At 49.3% G+C, this 17,409-nt stretch carries 29 protein-coding genes; 12 read left to right on the top strand and 17 right to left on the bottom strand.

Annotated features, from left to right (window positions below):
* Window positions 1-58: 58 nt before the first annotated feature.
* The 17 genes from HUF13_RS12830 to HUF13_RS12750 all read right to left on the bottom strand — a co-directional run bounded on the left by HUF13_RS12830 (window position 59) and on the right by HUF13_RS12750 (window position 7,899).
* Entirely contained in the window at window positions 59-487 is a 429-nt protein-coding gene (locus HUF13_RS12830; protein ID WP_173475510.1) for a hypothetical protein, read from the bottom strand.
* A 2-nt stretch (window positions 488-489) separates the two neighbouring features.
* Window positions 490-807 (bottom strand): septation protein SpoVG family protein, encoded by a 318-nt coding sequence (locus tag HUF13_RS12825; RefSeq protein WP_173475509.1) that lies wholly within the window; start codon window positions 805-807, stop codon window positions 490-492.
* The gene (locus HUF13_RS12820; protein ID WP_173475508.1) at window positions 785-1,018 is read right to left on the bottom strand and encodes a hypothetical protein; all 234 of its coding nucleotides are present in this window, start codon (window positions 1,016-1,018) and stop codon (window positions 785-787) included. The genes HUF13_RS12825 and HUF13_RS12820 overlap by 23 nt, the downstream gene beginning before the upstream one ends.
* 108 nt (window positions 1,019-1,126) lie before the next feature.
* A complete protein-coding gene (locus tag HUF13_RS12815; RefSeq protein WP_173475507.1) occupies window positions 1,127-1,267 on the bottom strand; it encodes a hypothetical protein in 141 nt (46 codons plus the stop codon).
* A 70-nt stretch (window positions 1,268-1,337) separates the two neighbouring features.
* Window positions 1,338-1,550 (bottom strand): hypothetical protein, encoded by a 213-nt coding sequence (locus HUF13_RS12810; RefSeq protein ID WP_173475506.1) that lies wholly within the window; start codon window positions 1,548-1,550, stop codon window positions 1,338-1,340.
* Window positions 1,537-1,689, bottom strand: a complete 153-nt coding sequence (locus HUF13_RS12805; protein WP_173475505.1) for a hypothetical protein — start codon at window positions 1,687-1,689, stop codon at window positions 1,537-1,539. Before HUF13_RS12805 ends, HUF13_RS12810 begins: the two co-directional genes overlap by 14 nt.
* A complete protein-coding gene (locus HUF13_RS12800) occupies window positions 1,670-2,293 on the bottom strand; it encodes a hypothetical protein (protein WP_173475504.1) in 624 nt (207 codons plus the stop codon). The genes HUF13_RS12805 and HUF13_RS12800 overlap by 20 nt, the downstream gene beginning before the upstream one ends.
* Window positions 2,293-2,748 (bottom strand): N-acetyltransferase, encoded by a 456-nt coding sequence (locus tag HUF13_RS12795; protein ID WP_173475503.1) that lies wholly within the window; start codon window positions 2,746-2,748, stop codon window positions 2,293-2,295. The genes HUF13_RS12800 and HUF13_RS12795 overlap by 1 nt, the downstream gene beginning before the upstream one ends.
* A 202-nt stretch (window positions 2,749-2,950) precedes the next feature.
* Window positions 2,951-4,597, bottom strand: coding sequence for a ParB/RepB/Spo0J family partition protein (locus HUF13_RS12790; protein ID WP_173475502.1), 1,647 nt, complete (start codon window positions 4,595-4,597; stop codon window positions 2,951-2,953).
* Between the two features lie 18 nt (window positions 4,598-4,615).
* On the bottom strand, window positions 4,616-5,158 hold the full coding sequence (locus HUF13_RS12785; protein WP_173475501.1) for a 3'-5' exonuclease: 543 nt from the start codon (window positions 5,156-5,158) through the stop codon (window positions 4,616-4,618).
* Window positions 5,155-5,388: a hypothetical protein gene (locus HUF13_RS12780; protein ID WP_173475500.1), complete on the bottom strand. Its 234-nt coding sequence runs from the start codon at window positions 5,386-5,388 to the stop codon at window positions 5,155-5,157. Before HUF13_RS12780 ends, HUF13_RS12785 begins: the two co-directional genes overlap by 4 nt.
* On the bottom strand, window positions 5,385-5,651 hold the full coding sequence (locus tag HUF13_RS12775) for a hypothetical protein (RefSeq protein ID WP_173475499.1): 267 nt from the start codon (window positions 5,649-5,651) through the stop codon (window positions 5,385-5,387). Before HUF13_RS12775 ends, HUF13_RS12780 begins: the two co-directional genes overlap by 4 nt.
* 66 nt (window positions 5,652-5,717) lie before the next feature.
* Window positions 5,718-5,882: a hypothetical protein gene (locus HUF13_RS12770; RefSeq protein ID WP_173475498.1), complete on the bottom strand. Its 165-nt coding sequence runs from the start codon at window positions 5,880-5,882 to the stop codon at window positions 5,718-5,720.
* A 12-nt stretch (window positions 5,883-5,894) separates the two neighbouring features.
* The gene (locus HUF13_RS12765; RefSeq protein ID WP_173475497.1) at window positions 5,895-6,305 is read right to left on the bottom strand and encodes a single-stranded DNA-binding protein; all 411 of its coding nucleotides are present in this window, start codon (window positions 6,303-6,305) and stop codon (window positions 5,895-5,897) included.
* A 7-nt stretch (window positions 6,306-6,312) separates the two neighbouring features.
* The gene (locus tag HUF13_RS12760) at window positions 6,313-6,801 is read right to left on the bottom strand and encodes a hypothetical protein (RefSeq protein WP_173475496.1); all 489 of its coding nucleotides are present in this window, start codon (window positions 6,799-6,801) and stop codon (window positions 6,313-6,315) included.
* Window positions 6,798-7,691: a hypothetical protein gene (locus tag HUF13_RS12755; RefSeq protein WP_173475495.1), complete on the bottom strand. Its 894-nt coding sequence runs from the start codon at window positions 7,689-7,691 to the stop codon at window positions 6,798-6,800. The genes HUF13_RS12760 and HUF13_RS12755 overlap by 4 nt, the downstream gene beginning before the upstream one ends.
* A complete protein-coding gene (locus tag HUF13_RS12750) occupies window positions 7,675-7,899 on the bottom strand; it encodes a hypothetical protein (protein WP_173475494.1) in 225 nt (74 codons plus the stop codon). The genes HUF13_RS12755 and HUF13_RS12750 overlap by 17 nt, the downstream gene beginning before the upstream one ends.
* Window positions 7,900-8,044: 145 nt before the next feature.
* On the opposite strand from HUF13_RS12750, the gene HUF13_RS12745 reads away from it, so the two are divergent.
* The 12 genes from HUF13_RS12745 to HUF13_RS12695 all read left to right on the top strand — a co-directional run bounded on the left by HUF13_RS12745 (window position 8,045) and on the right by HUF13_RS12695 (window position 17,370).
* A complete protein-coding gene (locus HUF13_RS12745) occupies window positions 8,045-8,413 on the top strand; it encodes a helix-turn-helix transcriptional regulator (RefSeq protein WP_173475493.1) in 369 nt (122 codons plus the stop codon).
* Between the two features lie 26 nt (window positions 8,414-8,439).
* Window positions 8,440-9,648, top strand: coding sequence for a hypothetical protein (locus HUF13_RS12740; RefSeq protein ID WP_173475492.1), 1,209 nt, complete (start codon window positions 8,440-8,442; stop codon window positions 9,646-9,648).
* A gap of 17 nt (window positions 9,649-9,665) precedes the next feature.
* On the top strand, window positions 9,666-9,791 hold the full coding sequence (locus HUF13_RS17395; RefSeq protein WP_304039136.1) for a hypothetical protein: 126 nt from the start codon (window positions 9,666-9,668) through the stop codon (window positions 9,789-9,791).
* 59 nt (window positions 9,792-9,850) lie between these two features.
* Window positions 9,851-10,093: a hypothetical protein gene (locus HUF13_RS12735; protein WP_173475491.1), complete on the top strand. Its 243-nt coding sequence runs from the start codon at window positions 9,851-9,853 to the stop codon at window positions 10,091-10,093.
* Between the two features lie 315 nt (window positions 10,094-10,408).
* On the top strand, window positions 10,409-10,687 hold the full coding sequence (locus HUF13_RS12730; RefSeq protein ID WP_173475490.1) for a helix-turn-helix transcriptional regulator: 279 nt from the start codon (window positions 10,409-10,411) through the stop codon (window positions 10,685-10,687).
* Between the two features lie 15 nt (window positions 10,688-10,702).
* On the top strand, window positions 10,703-10,996 hold the full coding sequence (locus HUF13_RS12725) for a hypothetical protein (RefSeq protein ID WP_173475489.1): 294 nt from the start codon (window positions 10,703-10,705) through the stop codon (window positions 10,994-10,996).
* A complete protein-coding gene (locus HUF13_RS12720; protein WP_173475488.1) occupies window positions 10,997-11,308 on the top strand; it encodes a hypothetical protein in 312 nt (103 codons plus the stop codon). It begins immediately after the preceding gene.
* A 1,042-nt stretch (window positions 11,309-12,350) separates the two neighbouring features.
* Entirely contained in the window at window positions 12,351-13,052 is a 702-nt protein-coding gene (locus tag HUF13_RS12715; protein ID WP_173475487.1) for a hypothetical protein, read from the top strand.
* Entirely contained in the window at window positions 13,045-14,904 is a 1,860-nt protein-coding gene (locus tag HUF13_RS12710; RefSeq protein ID WP_173475486.1) for a phage terminase large subunit family protein, read from the top strand. The genes HUF13_RS12715 and HUF13_RS12710 overlap by 8 nt, the downstream gene beginning before the upstream one ends.
* The gene (locus HUF13_RS12705; RefSeq protein ID WP_173475485.1) at window positions 14,901-15,554 is read left to right on the top strand and encodes a phage tail protein; all 654 of its coding nucleotides are present in this window, start codon (window positions 14,901-14,903) and stop codon (window positions 15,552-15,554) included. The genes HUF13_RS12710 and HUF13_RS12705 overlap by 4 nt, the downstream gene beginning before the upstream one ends.
* A gap of 63 nt (window positions 15,555-15,617) precedes the next feature.
* Window positions 15,618-15,857 (top strand): hypothetical protein, encoded by a 240-nt coding sequence (locus tag HUF13_RS12700; RefSeq protein ID WP_173475484.1) that lies wholly within the window; start codon window positions 15,618-15,620, stop codon window positions 15,855-15,857.
* The gene (locus HUF13_RS12695; protein ID WP_173475483.1) at window positions 15,850-17,370 is read left to right on the top strand and encodes a phage portal protein; all 1,521 of its coding nucleotides are present in this window, start codon (window positions 15,850-15,852) and stop codon (window positions 17,368-17,370) included. Before HUF13_RS12700 ends, HUF13_RS12695 begins: the two co-directional genes overlap by 8 nt.
* The last annotated feature ends 39 nt before the right edge of the window (window positions 17,371-17,409 follow it).

Raw genomic sequence — 17,409 nt, 5'->3', positions numbered from 1 at the left:
ACTTCGAGCTGTTTGGCGTATTCCTTATATTCTTCGATTGTCTGCATCAGTGTTCCTTTTAGATTGAATTCAGAAGCGTTTTGACGCCTTCTGCAAAGATTTTATAGTAATGGTGATTTTCTTGTTCTTTGGCTGCTTTTTCGGCCTTCTGAAGGCGAATGTCAACGGCTGTGGCAAAGTTCCGGAGCGTGTTCAATTCGTCATTCATCGGCGCGATTCGGTCCATGATGAACTGCGACAAAATTTTTTCCCAACGCGTCGTGAAAGCTCCGTTGCCTATGTTGGCCTTCACGTTCCCAATGAACTCCTTTGTTTCGAGGTTTGCGAGGCGCTTGATTTTTGCGCGTCGGTTGTCTTCGTCGATCTGCTGTTGAGTCCTGGAGTCGGCTTCCGGTGCTGTTTCGCCGCGCTCGGCGGCTTCCACCTCCGCAAAGATGCGGTCAAGCCTTGCACGTTCTTCTTCAGTCTTGATCTTTGCAATCGGCATGATTACGTCTCCTGATTCGCTATATCTTGGTACTTTCTCAGGATGCAGTTTTCGATGTGTTCGCGAAGCTGTCGTGTAATGGGAATTGCGATGTTGCGTAAGTCTTCGCCCTTGAAAAACGGGTCGATGGGGTAGCTTACAAAAAGACCGGCTGTGCCGTCCACAATACGCAATCCGCGCAGGATTAGCTGGTCGTTTAATACTATTTCCGCGACACCTTTTATGTGGCTGGCTCCCGGAAGATTCGGAAATTTCGTGACATTAACTTCTGTTACGGCGAGACAGTCAAATTCGAGCTTAGATTTTTTCTTTTGTGCCATTGTCGATGAAATCCTTTAGTTGGTTGTCAAGTTTTACGGCCTGCTTGAAATGCGCTTTGCTGTTGCCATCCAATGTGGCCGCGTGTTTGTGCATCAGGTCAGCGGTAAATTCGGTGCTATGGATTGCGTTGTAGACCTTGAAAAGGTTGTTGAACATCTTCGACTTTTCGTCCGCGAGTCTGCCTATCGTCTGTCGGTATTTTACCACCATCTTTGCAAGTTCAATTTCTAGGGGCGTGTAATTGCTACCCCCCCCCCATATTTACTTTGTTCAAAATGTCTTTTACATCGTCAATACTGATTTTCATTTCATATCTCCTTATAGGTAAGTTAAATCCAGTGTTAAAATTCCTGCGGCGATCCAGTAGACGGTCATCCTGACGTCGCCTTCGATGGCGTAGGGGACGGCTGCGACAAATTGCAGGGCCATCAATATCGTCGGGAAAATCTTTGTGTTCATCAAATCTTTCCTTTGATTGCTAAGATGATTGCAATTGCTGTTCCGAAAAGCCATCCTAGAATTAGCCCGATCATTTCTTAAGCTCCATGATGTGTCTGATGATGCGTTGGATCTTGGTGATGAAAAGTTGCTGGTCTCGTTGATAGAGCTCGGCGATGCGGATGCATTCCTTTTGACAGATGTCGAGCTTTCGCTTGAGAGCGTCATATTCTGCCTTGGGTACGGTTGCATAGAGCGGTGCGGGGTGGTGGTTGGGTAGAAGGTGCTGTTTATCGATTGGCATTGCTGAACTTGAATTTTGGATAGTTTCCGTTGGAGCAAGAAAAACAGATGAAGTGACGTCCGTCCAGCTTGCAGTATTTTTTCAGACCGCACTTGCTGCAGGTGGCGTATTCGCTGTACTCAGGGTGAAATGCTGTCATTTGCGAATTCCTCCATTAGACCATGCTTGACTTTGTACCTGTAAGTGCTGTAGCTCATGCCGTGCTCTTCCTTGAACTTTGCAAGCCACTTGTTCTGGTATTCCTTGTACTTTTCAGGATGCTCCTTTTGGGCTTTCTTGTGGTACCGGTGTTCGCGCTCAAGGATTTCTGCGTATTTTTGCGGGTCGTTTGCCTTGATCCAGACGCGGCGTTCTTTCAGGCGTTTCGCGTTGTAGCCCGAATGCTCCTTGCGCCATTTTGCAGTTCGCTCGATTTCACGCTCGCGGTTGGCCTCGTACCAGGCTTTATGCGACTTGCGCTTGAGTTCCTTCTTGCCTGGCTTAGCAATCCACCGTGCGGCTCGTCGGCGTTGCGATTCGCGGCCTTTTTCACTGTGGTCGTAGCGGTAATGACGTTCTTTCTGCTTTTCCTTGTCGCGTGCCTTTTTGCGCTGGAGCGGGTCTTTGCTGTCAAGAGACGGTTCTACGACGGGCTTGGGTATCTGGCGTTCGATAGCCTCGTCTGCAAGCCTGGCCATCTTTTCCCGGAGCAATTCATTGAATGTCTTTTTTTTCGGTCGACCGCGTTTCTTCTGTCCATTCATTACCAGTTCTCCCTGCCGCCAAGGCCTTTTTTTGTTGCCATGAAAATTTCCCGCATGGGCATCTGCATGCCGTAAGGTTTGAATCCAAGCTTACGGTAAAGGTTGTAAGCGATGTTGTTGTCAGCATTTACGTGTAGCGATACGCCGTTTGGCGACATCTCGATTGCGTGTAGCAGCAACGCTGTTGCGATTCCCTTGTTACGGTCCGGTTCGTTGACAAAAACAATGGATACGTATTGCGAATTAAACTTGTCGTGATTCCGCGTCATAATTACCGCACTTTTCCCATCTTCTGTGCAGTAGGTAGCACAATTTGTTTGTCTAATTTTTTCAACAAAAGCGTCATAATCTTGTGGTGTAAGAACTTCGGACTTGTGGTAATTACGATATTCATGCGTAAGGTAATTGATGGCTATGTTCTTGCATTCGTTGTTGTTAAGTTCGCGGATTTTCATTTAAATGTTCCTTACAGGTGTTTCAAATTTTGCCCTCCGGCGGCGGTCTTTGTGTATGTTTACGTTTTTAGAAGAAGTTTGAAATATGGGTTTAACTTTCAGTTTTGCACACCATCGGGCTAAAGGGTTGCCCGCGCACGGAGAGGGATTGGATAGTGTTTACCGTTGTGTTGTGGTAAAATGCCGTGCGCGAGCGTTATGTCTATTCGTCGGTTTCTCCGTCTTCGGGTTCGGTTGCTTTTTCTTCGTCGATGGCGGCCTGGACTTCCTTGTCGGTAGGCATGAGCTTTTCGGGGCTGATTGCGCTTACCATCGTGTAGAGCTTATGAAGCTTCCTGGTGCTGTAGATTTCGTCGAGCACGGTTTCGCCGCTGCGGCGGATTGCGTTTGCTACATCGCGGAAGGTTTTGCCTTCCGGAATGTCTTCGAGGTCGCCGCAATAACCGTCTTCGGTTTCGACGCCAAGGCATTCCTTGGCGGCTTCGTCGCTGATCAGGTAATTGTCAGATGCGAATGCGAGTACGGTCACGATGAGGTCTGCATGGCTACTGAAATCGAAGCATTTTTCGATGATTGCCTTGCGGAGCCGTTCTTTGAACATGGATTCGCGCTTGCGCTCGAATTCGCGTTCGGTGTTTTCCTTTTCGATACGTTCTTCGCGCTGTTCTTCGGTTTCTTCTTCGAAATCCGGAAGGTCACGGCGGTCGTAGTATTCCACTTCAGTCAGGTCGTGCGGATGAACAAAGACGCGCTTGGAGATTCCGTTTTCTTCGGCGACCTTGAAATCAGACGCCCACTTTTCGATTACGTTGTCGTCTAATTCGTCGCCATCGCAAGTTGCTTGCTTTCCTTCGGCTTGCAGTTCCTGGACACGCTTCTGAGCCTGCTTTTGACACATCTTGTTCCAGCAATCGTTATCGAGGCAGAACGCCTTCTGGTCATTTTCGAAAAGGTCCTTTTGTGCGTCGCTGCACTTGGCACAGCCGAGACACGGGGAAACGTCAAACTTTGCGCTGTCGAGGTCGTGGGTAAGGCGGTGGATGATTCTTTCGGCGTCGCTTGCGGTCAGGTTCCAGGCGTCTTCCATTTCCTGTTTGAAAGTTTTGTCAGGGAGTTCCACCAGCTTGGCGGCGGCACCGAGTTCAATCCTGCCGTCCTTCACCTTTTCGAGCACCTCTTTACCGGCATCAGCGAGCTTCTTTCTGACCATCACCCAGCGCACCGTTCTGCCGAGTCTCTTCGCGATCTGAGCGGGAGTGTTCTTCTTGTTTTCGAGGTTCTTAACAGCGAGGCATTCTTCGTAGGGGGTCATTTCGACGCGGCTCACGTTCTCGGTCAATGCGATTTCATGGAGTGCGGCCTTGCTCTGGTCGCTGATGACATGGCAGGGAATCTCCTTGAGCCCGATCTGCTTGGCGGCGGCAAAGCGGCGGTGGCCTGCCACGAGCACGTAGTAGAGCCCGAGGGACGCCTTGTCCTGCGTGACGGTAATCGGGTGCAGCATGCCGTGCGCCTTGATACTTGCCGCGAGGTCGGACACGTCGGAATCGTTGGCGCGGATATTGCCCGAATCCTTGATGTAGTCGATGTTGACGGTCTTCACCGCGAAGGTGTTTCCGCTGATGGTGTGTTCTTTCATTTCGATGCCTTTTTCCTTGTGGTTGTTTTCAATTCTTTCGATCAGGGCTTCGACTTCGTCGATTTCGCGTTTGCCTGGGAACGGAATACCGTGTCGGTTGCAAAATACCCTGCATGCCCTGATGCTTCGTCCTTGCGGGCATACCCCGCAGCGCATGATCTTCACGTCAATGTTGGTCCATGTCTTGAATGTCTTGTCGTACTTTTTCATGCGTGCGGGCCCTTCGTTCTAGTCCTTTGTCAAGCTGTAGAACGCGCGGAGCCCGCGCATCTGTGCCTTGGAGTCTTCGAGGGCGGAATGCTTGAGCAGGTTGCCTTCGGCGCTCTTGATGACTGGGAAAAGGTTGGCTACGGTGCGGTAGTCGTACTGCTGCCAAAATTGCCACGGGCACCCGTTAAAGCCGAATGCGGCAAAGAACCTGTTAAGAATAGGGAAGTCAAAATCAATGCCACGGCTCCAAACCTTAAACTTGTCGGCACGGCCGGTGCGGAAGTTCGCCATGACCCATTGCTTGAAATCCGCGATGCCTTTGATGGGGTCGGTGTCGCCGCCGAAGGCTTCCTCGAAGGCTTCCTTGCCCTGCGACTGCCACCATGTCATGGTGCTGTCTGTGTCGAAAAGGCCCTGTGCGCTTTGCGACTTGGCGTCGAAGCGGCGGTAGAATTCCACCTGCTGGCCGTCCTTGTCGAAGCCGAAGGCACCGAGGCTCAGGACCTTGCAGCCCGGCTTGTCGCCAGATGTTTCTATATCTACCATTAACTCGTTGATCATTGTGCTATTCCTTGATATTCGTTGTGTCTTGCCATGGTGAACTTGATTGCCTTGATGCTGTCGGCATAGAGCCTGGTGTGCGACTTGGCAAGGGTTTCGCACAGCTCGGTTACACTCTTGTGGGGTTTTCCGCTGATCTCTATCCTGTCGATTTTTTCGCAAGAGACAAAGACGCTTACCACGTATGACCCGCAAAAAGTTTTGCCCTTAAGGCGTGTGACTTCGTTCATTGTTCTCTCCATTCGGGTGGGTAGCTGAGCGGCTCTGCTCCAGGTGTTCCGCTCGGCAAAAGTTTCTTGCTGAAGTTCGGGTTCGGGCGGCGGTGCACGTCGTAGTTGAAGCTGAGCAGCCGCACCATCTTGCTCTTGAATTCGCTGATCTGACCGATGGTCGCGTCAGGATCGCGCCTGCGGATATACCAGCGGAACTCCTTAGCCTTGCCGACCTTGGCGCAAAGCATTTCGAGGGCCCGCCAGAAGTTATGGCGCTTCACGGCTTCCTCGGCCTGCTCCGCCGTCAGCGGGCGCTGTTGTCTCTTCGGTTTCCGCATGGCGTGCTCCTAGACGGCTTCCATCGGAGAAAGATTCTTGACGGGCTCGAACGAGAGCGACACGTGCTGCCCTGCGGACTGGCTCCAGCTCCAGCGGAATGCGTCGCGCATGGTCATGATGCTGAGGTCTTCGCCGTTTGCGCGGACGAGGAAAAGTTTTTCTTCTTTATTCATGGTTTTCTCCTTTTAGAACGGCAAGTCTTCGTCGACTGCGGTGTTAGATTCCGGATTGGTAGCGGCGGCACCTTCCTGTGCGGCCTGGTTCTTGTCGGTGGTTCGGTGGCCCGTGAGTTCGATGCCGGTGCAGTTCAGGGCCCCCGTCGTGCGCGGAATGCCGTCGTTGTCGGTCCAGTTGTTGATTTCCCAACGGCCAGTGACGCACACCTTGTCGCCCTTGCCCAGGTGGACCTTGCGGGCGTAATTTGCGGAGCCCCAAATGACGACCGGAATCCAGTCGGTGGGGCGGCTGCCGTCTTCGCGCTTGTAGTTGCGGTCCACGGCGATGGAAAAGCGAACGCGCTCCTTTCCGCTGGGCATGGTGGTAATTTCGGGATTGTTGCCGAGGCGGCCGACAAAAGTGCATACATTCGTTGACATAAAACTCCTATGCGGTAATAGCGTTTGAAACTTGATTGATGATTGCCTGCGCCTCGCTCACGACGGCCTTGCGGTCGACCGGAGGGAGTATTTTCTTGCCCGCCTGGATAAGCGGCGCGTAAATTTGCGCGAGCTGCTTGAATGCGGGGAGCCTGCGCAAATCTTCGTCTTCCTTGAACGGGAGCCACGAATGCGCGATTCTCTGTTCGCACTGGAATCCGATGTAGCGCTGCTTCATGCAGAATTCAAGGTCGGCGATGGTTGCCGCGTGCGGCATCATTCCGATGTCTTCGTGGTACTGGTGCGCGTCGGCGAAGAGTGAACGCAGCTTTCGGGTGCAGCAGGGAATCTTATCGATGAACATGACTGTCATTGCAAGGTCGGCGTCGTTCAGACGCTCGCCGCGATACTTGAACACGTCTTCCTTGACAAGGAATTCTATGACTTGCATCCTGAGCAGTTTGGAAAACTTGTTTACCTGTTCTTGGGTGTTCATTGAACGTCTCCGTTGTCAAAGATTGAATGGGTGAAGAATTCGGTTCGGGCGTCAAGGTCTTGCTGCTTGAAGCTCTTGTTGTTCTTGGTGGCGTTTTCGAGGCGCTTTTCGTTGATCCGGTATTCCTGCACCTTCTGCCAAACCCAGTTGCCCTTGCGGAGCACGGCCGCGTGGTTCTTGTATTTCTTGAGCGCCTTCGGGTTGTTTTCCAGGTAGGCGTCAAGGATTTCGATGGCGAGCGCAAGGTCCGTGCCGTAGACTTCGCGCAAGTGGTGCCCTTCGGCGTCGGTAAGCATCACGTGCTTGCAGGTGCCGTAAGGCTTCTTGGCGGTATCTTCTGGGAAAAGGTCGGCAGGGGAATCTGCACCGGGCTGTGATACTTTCGCCAACCCTCTTACGGTTGAGCCCGATGCAGACCCTTGGTTTACCAGAGCCTCTCCGGATGGAGAATCTTGGTGACTTTGCCGATCCTCGTCTAAATGTTCCTCGCAGGAAGGTGGCGGATTCCAAGGCGATCCGTTTCCGGACTCTGTCAGTTCATCCCCGGCCTTACGGGTAGGGGCCTCCTGCGAGGGGTTTGTGCTTATCGTACTGGCACAGGATGTGGTAGCAGTGCCGTTGTTGGTTTCTTGGTCGTTAAGTCTGTTCTTGCGGTTTTGGTACATTTTGGCGTTGTGCTCTTGGGTGTCAAGAATTCTTGACATTGCCCAATCGTAACGTTCTTTGATAAAAGGGTCGGTTTTCGGGTCGATACAACCGGAGCAACAGTCGATGACGGCCTTGCGCCACCAAGCGCCAAGCTTTGCGTCAGTCATTCCCTGGATTCTTGCTGCCATCGCCTGCATATCGAAACTCACGAATTGAGCGATTGTGTTACGCCTGCGTGCCATACTGCGACTCCTTGAGTCTGGAGTGCATGTCTTTGAGAGCTTTAGCGCAATTAGTTCCTGCGTATGGCAAATTGCTGCTTATTTCGCACAAGTCGTCGATTACGACGCCAAGCGAAATTTGCTTGCCGAACTCTTTAGCTGCTTTTTGGATAATCTTGAGCTTGTTGAAAGTCTCAATTCTTACTCTTATGTTTTTTGCTTGTGTCATAATGTTCTTGTTTTTCTCATTTTGTTCTTTTCACGAACAAATATAGTTCCGATTTTTCACAAAGTCAATAGATTGTGTGAAAAAAAATCACTTTTTTTTTCATAATGTTCACACATTTTATACATTTTGACCAAAAAAGTGAGTTATGGCTATGCTAGAGCGCGTTAAGTTGCAAGAATTTATGGACCGTAAAGGTCTTACTCAGCAACAGTTAGCCGACAAAATAGGCGTTAATCGTGGCGCTATTGGGAAATGGAATACGTATGTCTCTGATGTTACCAGAGAAAATTGCGCGAAATTGCTTCTTGCTGGAATGACGCTTGAAGAAATGTTCGGCAAAGAAGTTGCTGATTGCGTAAAAAAAGCTGTGCTTGAAGAGGCTAAAAATGCGCAAGTAAAAATTTTGCCAAATCCCGACAATACGCCTATCGACTACCAGGACCCGAAGTTCCTGGAAGCTGTCAAAAAAGCAATGATCGAACTTGATGAGCGTATAAAGAACGGGATTAAGTGAGCCTAGTAAAAAACGGAGGTTTGGTTATGAAGAAAATTAAGTACATCGTGTCTTTGGTTTTGTTCTGTTTGTTGCTGATACTTGATATCTTGTTTGCCTTGGCTACAGTTGCTGTCGCTATTGACAAAAAAGAACCTAGTGCCGTTGTAGTTGGTATTGTCTTTTCAGCTTTCTTTATTTTCTTGACGGTGAAGTGCCGTTCGTATAGCAAAAAGCTTGATAATGCTAAAGATGATGATTCTAAAATTGAAAAGGTAGATGTCCCAAAATCTTCTAGTAAAGCGGTGGATGTTATTGCAGTTGATTCCGTGAGTAAAAGAGGAAATTTAAAACCTAATTACGAAATCAAGTATAGAGACGCGGAAGGTAATGAAAGCGTTAGAAAAATATTTGTTAGAAAATTTGACGGAAGGGTTATAGAAGCTCATTGCTTTTTGAGAGGTGATGAGAGAACTTTTTATGTTCCGAGAATCGTTGAATGTGTAGATTTGGAGACTAGTGAAGTTATCAACGCGGATGAGTTTTATGGCGATTTGCGTTGGTATTTCAATAAAAAATTTAATAATAGATATAAACCATCGGACATGTTTAATCCTGAAGAATGGAATGGTTTTTCCTTTTCTTCTTTTTCGCCGTTGTTGGACGAAATGGATAGATTCGAAATTAACGAAGTATTCGTGATGAAAATTGCTGATTATGACGATGGCTTTATTACCAGAAAATTTAGTTGTGGATCTGTTTGGATCACTCGCTCCGAAGGTTTTTACATTTCTTTGGAAAATACAAACGGGACTCTTTACGATATAGCGTTTAATAAAATCATATCTGTTGACGGAATAGAGGATTTTGGCAAGTATCTTAATGACAAATTTTTAAACAGTGACGAGGGTAAAGCTGTTTGTTTACAGAAAGATTGTGAAGAAGAGCTTACGATACTGATTTATTTGGCTCGTGCAGATTCTGCTTTTACTGCAAAAAAGAGAAATGTTATTTGTGATTATCTAAAAAAATCTGGTCATGATTGCTCAGATGAGGTTTTGGTTTTAATTGGCAAAAAAATAAAAGTTGAGTTAAACACGTTCAAAAAGTATGTTCGCGATTATTCAGTAAAAATCGATCCGTCAAAGAAGCCGTTGTTCCTTGCGGCCGCCAACGAAATCGTAGGTGGTAAGGAAAAAGCGAAACCTTTCGGTCTTGCCAGTCTGCAATACATCGAGTCTAAAATTAAGTTATAGCAGAGTGCCATAGCAGAGTGTCTGATCAACTTGCCCCTGAACCCGACACGACGCCTGTCGACTACCGGGACACGAAGTTCCTCGCCGCCCTCGAAAAAGGAATGGCCATAATCGAGGAACGCAAAAAACAGGGCATCAAGTAAGCTGTTCGCCTTGTTGTTTTCAACTTGATTTTGGATTCAGCATTGTGTATATTTTCGGCATGGAAAATAAAAGCATTCATGAAATAGCTCTTGAATACTTTATCGCTCATCAGAACGAGCTTGTCGCTAAATACAACGGCAAGTGCTTGTTGATGCGTGGTGCTGAGGTTGTCGGCGCTTTTGATTCCATGCTCGATGCGGACCTTGAAGGCATTCGGCTGTTTGGTGACGGGAACTTTTCTTTGCAGAACTGCATTCCTGGCGAAAAGGCATATACCGTCTGGCTCAACATTTTTCAGTAATCATATCGCGGGGAGACTTGCATATCTTGAATCGTTCCGGAAAGACGGTTTTTGAATTTGAAGCCGACTAGGCGTGGCGGTTTAGAGCAGTTCCCGTATCAATAGCATGGCCTCTTCGACGGTGAGGTCTTTTTGCGAGAGCTTGATTAGGATGGCGTAGATGTAGCCAAGTGTCTCTGCGTTTTTCATGCGTTCCCTGCAAATTCCTAGTGCTTTGATGTAAATATAATACATTTTGTCAAATAATTATACATTTTGTCAAATTTTTTATTAAAAAATTAGACATTTTGTCAAATTATATGTTATATTTAGGGCATGGTAAACATTCAGGGATTTATCGACCGCGTCGGAATCGCGGACCACACCGAGCTTGCCGCGAAGCTCGGCACCAAAAAGTCTACGGTGGACTCCTGGTCTGCCGGATCGCGAACTCCGACTTATGACATGTGCGTCAAGATGCTGGAACTCGGCATGACCGTAGAGGAACTCTTCGGCAAGCCGTACCTTTCGAGCGTAGGCAAGGCCCACGAGGCGCTTGACAGCAAGGTGGAAGACGCGCTCAAGCGCATGTTCGCGAAGATTGGAAACTTTTAACTGAAGGAGACCTCTATGGACCACAAGGAATACGAAGCCGCCCTGGAAAAGGGCATGACAATCGCTGCAGACCATTTCGCCGAAACGGAGCTCGCCATATGCAAGGGCAAGCGCCTTGCGCTCGAGAACGTTCTGGACTGGCTCACGGTATGCGTGGCGACCGCACGCAAAGACCTGGAATCGAGCAATGATGCTGCCGGAGTGCTTGCGACGACATTGAATGCCATGGACGCCATGCGTGCCGTCTACGAGAAAAAACTTGCGAGCGATGTGCGCCTGATTTCAAAGTCCGTCGCCGAGAAAGCCTAGATGCAGGATAGGCCCCTTTTCTGCATCGTGGCGAGCCGCGCCGAGGCTGCCAAGGCCAAGCCCGACCTGGGCAAGTATAGCCCAAAGGCGCTTGCCGCAAAAGAAGGCGTCAAACCCAAGACCGTCTACACCTGGGTGCGCGACGGGCTCCCGGCGCTCCGCCACGGACCCAAGGGCGACATCGAGATTTATTACCAGGATTACGTCCGCTGGATGATCGAGTGTGCCCGAAATCCGGAAAACGAGGTCAAGGGCGTGCCCGTGTGGGCCTACTGGTTCGTGCGTGCTGAAGGCTGGAAAAGCCCGGTTTGATTTTTGTATATTGTGGCTATCGGTGCCAGCAATGGGGCCACAAGACCGCGCAAGCGTGCCAAAACGGCGGGATGGGTCCCGCACGCCGCAATTTTCTTTCAAGAGGTCGCCACAAGGCGGCCTTTTCTGTTTGCGGTCGGTTCGGCTGCCGGTTGCCCGACCACCGCAAGAAAGAAAAAGCACCAAAAAGAAAGAAGTATTATCAAATACTTTATTTTTCTTTATATAAATAAATATTATCCTATACTATAAATAAATAGAGAAAGAGTCAACCACCTATTTCAACTAGTTGAAATTTTAAATTTAAAGTTTTTTATTGTCCGAAAATTGGCGTTTTTGTGTGAAAAATGAAATAATTTAAATTTATTTCAACAGGTTGAAATTTTGCAATTGTCAAAAATTGGCGGTGTTGGTGTTTGCGGGTGGCATTCTGCCTGGTTCGATACCCTGTTTGCCGGGGTCTCGTGAGGCTCATGGCAAATTATAGCCTATACGCGCGTTCTGCGGCCCTCTTGCATCTGGGCATGGTGCTAGGCGGGCAAAGTAAAAAGAGAGCGCTGCGGCCCGCGCTGGGTGGCTCGCTTTGCCTGCCTGGGTTAAAGTTAAGGGTTAAACGCCGTTTTCGGCCGATTTTGTGAGGCCTAGCCTTGTCTGCTGGCTTACCTACGGCGTTGTTTTACCTTGACCGCCTATTCCTTAACCTAAACTTTTTAACCTTCAACAAAGCGTAATTCCTTGTAAATAAAGGGATTGCGCGTGGTGTTGTGTGTTGGATTTTACTTTTGCGTTTAGTGGGGCGGTTAATTTTTTAACCGAATGATTTAATTTTTTATCCGTTTCGTTTTGTAACGGGTTGCCGCCACCACCCGGGTGGGGTACCCCCGGGGGTCAAAAGAGTTGCTAGGGGTGGGGGAGCCAAATGGGGTGAGTCCGACGCGCTGAATCCGGCGTTTGATTGGGTTTTTCGTTTGGGTTAAGGGCTCCCGTTTTTCTTGTGCCGTTTTCGTTGCGGTTTTTTAACGCAATAGGTAAAATATCGGGTATGAACTACCCGAAGTCAAAACACAGCTATCCGGATGCCGATCTTTGCAACGCAACCGCGCTCAGGGCGCATTTGGGCGTTTCGGGAGCTGCAATTACCAAGGCAACTTACAGCGGACGCCTGGATACCTACGAGAACTCAAAGGGAAAGCGGATGTATCACCGCATCTTGAGCGTGCAGCAGTTCCGCGAGAACCGTGACCGTCGCCATGTGACGACGCCGACACAGGGGCAAAGAAGAATGGGATTCGATGACCTGACTGCCCAGGCGGTGGCGCACGATGCCGAATTCGATATGCCGTCGGAAGCCGTTGGCGAACTGCAGGATCTTGATGCCGCTGCCTTTAAACGTGGCAACCTGGCTGTTTCGAAGGCCGAAAAGGAATTCCAGATGGCACGACTTGCGAAGCTCCGTGCCGACGAAATGGAGGGCCGACTTGTCGATAAGGCAAAAGTCGCCATCAAGGTGTACCAAATCGGGGCGGATGTCCAGGAAAAGATCATGACTGTCTATTCGTGGCTGGCTCCCGAAATCGTGGGGTATTTCCGCGAATTGATGGTGGCGTCGGGTATGGAAAACCAAAAGGTGGTTGACCTTACTATGGAATCTTCGCATGAAATCGGAGAAAAGATTCGTAGAGCCTGCCTGCAGGCTTTAAAGGACTTGACAGACAAAAACGAGGCGAATATCCTGGATGGTTAATGGCGATGTAAGCAATTCGCCTGTACTTGAGGCGAACGCAAACATGGTGGCCAACAACCTGTTGGCCGGTTTGAAACCGCCTCCGGATATGACCATCAGCCAATGGGCCGAAGAATACCGCATTCTTTCCGGAAGCGCATCGAGCGAACCTGGCCGCTGGAGCAACGCCCGAACGCCGTACCTTGTCGAAATCATGGATGAGCTCTCGCCGCAAAGCTCTGCGACGGATGTCGTTTTCATGAAGGGCTCGCAGATCGGCGGCACCGAAGTGCTCATCAATACGGCGCTTTACTACATCAAGCATTGTCCGTCGCCGATTGGCCAGTTTCAGACCACCGAACAGACCGCCAAGAGGTTCCTGAAACAGCGTGAGAACCCGGCTTTTACGGCAATGGGTATCGACAAGCTATTCTATGGCGACGAAATGTACCTCAAGGAATTCCCGGGCGGGGCCCTGATTACCGGATGGTCGAATTCGCCTTCGAACCTGCGTTCGATGCCGATACGAATTGCGCTTTGTGACGAAATATCCGAGTGGGCAAAAGATTGTGGCGGTCAGGGTGACCCGTGCGAACTTGTCAAGCGCAGAACGACAAACTTTCCGCGAAAAAAACGCTTTTGGAACAGTACGCCTGGAATTGACGGCGAATGCAACATTACCGAAAAGTTCAGGCTTGGCGACCAGCGCCATTACCAGGTGCCGTGCCCGCATTGCGGAGTCTTGCACAAGTGGCTGTGGTCGAACATCGTGTGGGACCGCGATTCCGAAGGAAATCACCTGCCGCGCACTGTGCGAATGCGTTGTCCGCATTGCGGCAAGGAATACGGTGAACATTACAAGACGGACCTGATGGCTCAAGGTCAATGGGTTGCCGAAAACCAAAACGGCGCTTACCCGAGCTTCCATATCAATGCGCTTTACAGTCCGCTTGGGTGGTATTCCTGGGAAAATGCCGTAAACGACTTTTTGGAAGCCCAGGGCGACGTGAACAAGATGAAATCGTTCACGAACAACATCTTGGGCGAGGCGTGGAACATTGATGGAGGAATGCAGGTTGACCAATTTGGGCTGATGGAGCGTTGCGAAGATTATGATGCGGAAGTTCCGGAAGGCGTTCTTGTGCTTACGGCTGGCGTTGACACTCAGGATGACCGTCTTGAAGTTGAAATTGTCGGTTGGGGTGTCGGCCTTGAGTCCTGGGGAATCACGAACAGGGTCCTGGTGGGTGATCCGTCGCAGCCGGCTGTTTGGGAGCTCCTGGACAACATCTTGAAGGCCGGTTACATCAATTCGGAGGGTAACAGGATGTATGTCGCATCGACATTGATTGACGCGGGCGGTCACAAGACGGACTACGTGTATCGATTTACGGCCCAGCGGGAATGGCGAAACGTGTTCGCGAGCATCGGTAAGGCAGGAATAGGCAGGCCCATTGCGTCAAGGCCTCGCGAAACGAAGAAGTCGGCGATGATTGGAGCGAGCGTCGTTCCGGTCGGTGTCGATACGGCAAAGGACCAGCTTTTCGACTGGTTGACGAAAGAGCGTGTCTGTGCGGGCTATTGCCATTTTCCACGAAACGACGAGTACAACAACGAATTTTTCGCGCAACTAACCGCCGAGAAGCGTGTCAAGCATTACGTGCGTGGAAACCTGGTGTGGGGCTACAAAAAGACGAGGGAACGTAACGAAGCCCTCGACCGTCGAATATATGCACGTGCTGCCCTTGACCTTATCGGCGTAGATGTGGACGCGATGGCCGAAAACGGCGTGAAGTTCTTGCGGAACGTGTCTGAACCGTATGTTCCGGAAAATCAGGGCCGTAGAACAATTAGCAGCGGGGTAAGCGTATGAGTACGATCAAGTGTACGTTGGACAACCTGGCAAAAACCTTGGAAAAGGAAGTCCAGAAAGAAGTCAAGCAGGCAAAATTTGCCGCCATGAAGGCACTGAATAATGTTGCTTTTAAGGCGAGAGATAATTTGATTAAGAACTACAATGCGTCTTTCAAGGTTCGAAATAAAAGTCTTCCGAAAGCGATTACTGTCAAAAAGGCAACAAAGGAAAATCTTCAGGCCGAAGTTGAATTTCCGAAAGATTGGATGGAAATAAATGTTAAGGGCGGGACTAAGCAGGCTGATTCAGGGAAAAACTTGGCGTTTCCATCTGACAAGCTTGAAGGAGAATCACGTTTGCAGTCCGGAAAAATCAAGAAAACAAAACGTCCGGCGTCTCTTTTGGATTATGCGGATAAGCACAAAAAACGTGGTAAAAATAAAAAAGGAACTTCAAAGCCTCATGCTTTCAAGACGAAAGGAAAACATGGCTACGAAGTAATTGGTATTCGTGACGGTAAAGAGACGAAGTGGCCGTATTCAATACAAAAAACAGCGAAAGTACCGAAACGGTGGGATTTTTACGGAATTGTCAAGAAAACTGCTGAACGGAATTTACCCAAGGAATTCGAAAAGGAGTTCAAAAAGGCGATGGAAACGGCGAAATAGCCTTAAAAATCTTGTGCCAAAATTGTGGAAAAGCGTTAAACCGTCGTGTAAATTTGGATTTGTATGGCTGCATTGCATTCGGTAGAATTTTGTCAACAGATGGTGAGCGAGTATCAGCACGCTCTTTCAAAAGTGCTTTTGGGTCAAAGTTACTCCATAAATGGCCGCGCACTTACCCGAGTGAACCACAACGAAATTTTGGAAGGCCTTAAATACTGGAATGACGAGCTTGCTAAGGCTAAAGCTGCCGAAGGTGGCGATGTTGGCACAATCCGATGCCGGAGGGTGATTATTCATGGCTAACTATAGCCCGACAATTCCGTGGAAAGGTGCCGATTTTATTGGCGATGCCCTGAAAACATTTTTGTATTCTCGTGGTTCTGCCGATGCTGATTTGGCCGAAACTCGTGATGTTCTTGAATATCGGTCGCGTGCGCTTTATCAGAACGCTCCTTTTGCCGGTGCTGCGGTCGATACGAAAGTTATCAATGTTGTCGGTTCGGGGCTGTCTTGCCGTCCTTCGCCGAAGTCGGAATTTCTGAGTGATGTTTCCCAGGAAAAAATCAAGGAATTCGGTAAAAAGGCGCGTGGGCTTTTCGAGCTTTGGGCCGCCTCGAAAGACTGTGACGCCGAGCGCGACAAGAATTTTTACCAAATGCAGGAACTTGTAATGAAGACCAAGGCAATCTGCGGTGATTGCTTTGCGTTGAAATGTTGGCACAATGTGCCTTCTTCTGCCTTTGGTCTTTGCTACAAACTCCTGGAAGGTAACCGTTGCAGAAATCCGTATGACAAAAGCGATACTAGGGAACTTGCGATGGGCGTGGAAAACGACAAGGATTCCGTGCATATCGCTTATTGGTTTACCAAGTATCCGGATTACGATGTCGGCGGTTTGGGCAGGTATTGGGAGTCGGTGCGTGTGCCGACTTATGACGCTTTCGGTTTCCGGAATGTTGTGCATGTTTTCAAGTCTGACCGTCCGAACCAGCGTCGTGGCGTTCCCTGGCTTGCTCCGATTATCCCGATGATCAAGCACCAGGAACGGTTCCAGGATGCAACCTTGATCAATGCCATCGTGCAGTCGATGTACACGGTGTTTATCAAGTCGGCTGAATCCACGGTTCCGAATAATTTTACCGGGAATGTTCAGGGTAAAGAACGTGTTACGCCTGAAGCGGGTCCTAAAGCTGCTGCTGAACTTGCCGCGGGAAATGTAATCGAGCTTGGCAAGGGCGAATCCATTGAAGTTGCCGATGCAAAAAGGCCTAATTCAGATTATCGCGATTACATGCGCGAAGTCTGCATGGAAATGGCTTCTCGCCTGAATATGAGCTATGAACAGGTGCTCAAGCACTTCGAAGGATCTTACAACTCTGTTCGCGGCGCAATTCTTGAATCCAAGAAAATGTTCGATATCGAACGCGCAAATCTGGCATCCGATTTTTGCCAGCCGATTTACGAAGCGCTCATTTTCGAAAGCGTTATGCTCGGCGTGCTAGATTGTCCTGGTTTTGAAGATCCGCTCAAGCGTATGGCTTGGCTGAATTGCGATTGGATTGGTGACGCTCCGGTGATGCTTGATCCGCTCAAGGAAACCACCGCACTTAAGATGCAGGTGGATGAACAGTTCAAGACTCGTTCCCAGGCGGTTCTCGAGATGAACGGTGGTGAATACTCCAGGAATGTCGAGGAACTTGCGGAAGAAGCTAAATGGCGCGAAGAAAACGGCGTTCCTGAACCGGGTGCCGTCAACCGTTCTGTTTCCGTCTCTGAGGCTAAACAGATTATCGATGAAACTGAAGACGAAAAATAACTTGTGCCAAAACGCGTTTTTTTAATGGACTTGTAGCTT

The sequence above is a fragment of the Fibrobacter succinogenes genome (assembly GCF_902779965.1).
Lineage (GTDB): Bacteria > Fibrobacterota > Fibrobacteria > Fibrobacterales > Fibrobacteraceae > Fibrobacter > Fibrobacter succinogenes_F.
This window is presented reverse-complemented; position numbering and strand designations above follow the sequence as displayed.

Bases quoted from the DNA above. Each gene is read 5' to 3' on its own strand.
- HUF13_RS12830 (WP_173475510.1), bottom strand. From the start codon at position 487: ATGCCGATTGCAAAGATCAAGACTGAAGAAGAACGTGCAAGGCTTGAC.
- HUF13_RS12825 (WP_173475509.1), bottom strand. From the start codon at position 807: ATGGCACAAAAGAAAAAATCTAAGCTCGAATTTGACTGTCTCGCCGTA.
- HUF13_RS12820 (WP_173475508.1), bottom strand. From the start codon at position 1,018: ATGGTGGTAAAATACCGACAGACGATAGGCAGACTCGCGGACGAAAAG.
- HUF13_RS12815 (WP_173475507.1), bottom strand. From the start codon at position 1,267: ATGAACACAAAGATTTTCCCGACGATATTGATGGCCCTGCAATTTGTC.
- HUF13_RS12810 (WP_173475506.1), bottom strand. From the start codon at position 1,550: ATGCCAATCGATAAACAGCACCTTCTACCCAACCACCACCCCGCACCG.
- HUF13_RS12805 (WP_173475505.1), bottom strand. From the start codon at position 1,689: ATGACAGCATTTCACCCTGAGTACAGCGAATACGCCACCTGCAGCAAG.
- HUF13_RS12800 (WP_173475504.1), bottom strand. From the start codon at position 2,293: ATGAATGGACAGAAGAAACGCGGTCGACCGAAAAAAAAGACATTCAAT.
- HUF13_RS12795 (WP_173475503.1), bottom strand. From the start codon at position 2,748: ATGAAAATCCGCGAACTTAACAACAACGAATGCAAGAACATAGCCATC.
- HUF13_RS12790 (WP_173475502.1), bottom strand. From the start codon at position 4,597: ATGAAAAAGTACGACAAGACATTCAAGACATGGACCAACATTGACGTG.
- HUF13_RS12785 (WP_173475501.1), bottom strand. From the start codon at position 5,158: ATGATCAACGAGTTAATGGTAGATATAGAAACATCTGGCGACAAGCCG.
- HUF13_RS12780 (WP_173475500.1), bottom strand. From the start codon at position 5,388: ATGAACGAAGTCACACGCCTTAAGGGCAAAACTTTTTGCGGGTCATAC.
- HUF13_RS12770 (WP_173475498.1), bottom strand. From the start codon at position 5,882: ATGAATAAAGAAGAAAAACTTTTCCTCGTCCGCGCAAACGGCGAAGAC.
- HUF13_RS12765 (WP_173475497.1), bottom strand. From the start codon at position 6,305: ATGTCAACGAATGTATGCACTTTTGTCGGCCGCCTCGGCAACAATCCC.
- HUF13_RS12760 (WP_173475496.1), bottom strand. From the start codon at position 6,801: ATGAACACCCAAGAACAGGTAAACAAGTTTTCCAAACTGCTCAGGATG.
- HUF13_RS12755 (WP_173475495.1), bottom strand. From the start codon at position 7,691: ATGGCACGCAGGCGTAACACAATCGCTCAATTCGTGAGTTTCGATATG.
- HUF13_RS12750 (WP_173475494.1), bottom strand. From the start codon at position 7,899: ATGACACAAGCAAAAAACATAAGAGTAAGAATTGAGACTTTCAACAAG.
- HUF13_RS12745 (WP_173475493.1), top strand. From the start codon at position 8,045: ATGGCTATGCTAGAGCGCGTTAAGTTGCAAGAATTTATGGACCGTAAA.
- HUF13_RS12740 (WP_173475492.1), top strand. From the start codon at position 8,440: ATGAAGAAAATTAAGTACATCGTGTCTTTGGTTTTGTTCTGTTTGTTG.
- HUF13_RS12735 (WP_173475491.1), top strand. From the start codon at position 9,851: ATGGAAAATAAAAGCATTCATGAAATAGCTCTTGAATACTTTATCGCT.
- HUF13_RS12730 (WP_173475490.1), top strand. From the start codon at position 10,409: ATGGTAAACATTCAGGGATTTATCGACCGCGTCGGAATCGCGGACCAC.
- HUF13_RS12725 (WP_173475489.1), top strand. From the start codon at position 10,703: ATGGACCACAAGGAATACGAAGCCGCCCTGGAAAAGGGCATGACAATC.
- HUF13_RS12720 (WP_173475488.1), top strand. From the start codon at position 10,997: ATGCAGGATAGGCCCCTTTTCTGCATCGTGGCGAGCCGCGCCGAGGCT.
- HUF13_RS12715 (WP_173475487.1), top strand. From the start codon at position 12,351: ATGAACTACCCGAAGTCAAAACACAGCTATCCGGATGCCGATCTTTGC.
- HUF13_RS12710 (WP_173475486.1), top strand. From the start codon at position 13,045: ATGGTTAATGGCGATGTAAGCAATTCGCCTGTACTTGAGGCGAACGCA.
- HUF13_RS12705 (WP_173475485.1), top strand. From the start codon at position 14,901: ATGAGTACGATCAAGTGTACGTTGGACAACCTGGCAAAAACCTTGGAA.
- HUF13_RS12700 (WP_173475484.1), top strand. From the start codon at position 15,618: ATGGCTGCATTGCATTCGGTAGAATTTTGTCAACAGATGGTGAGCGAG.
- HUF13_RS12695 (WP_173475483.1), top strand. From the start codon at position 15,850: ATGGCTAACTATAGCCCGACAATTCCGTGGAAAGGTGCCGATTTTATT.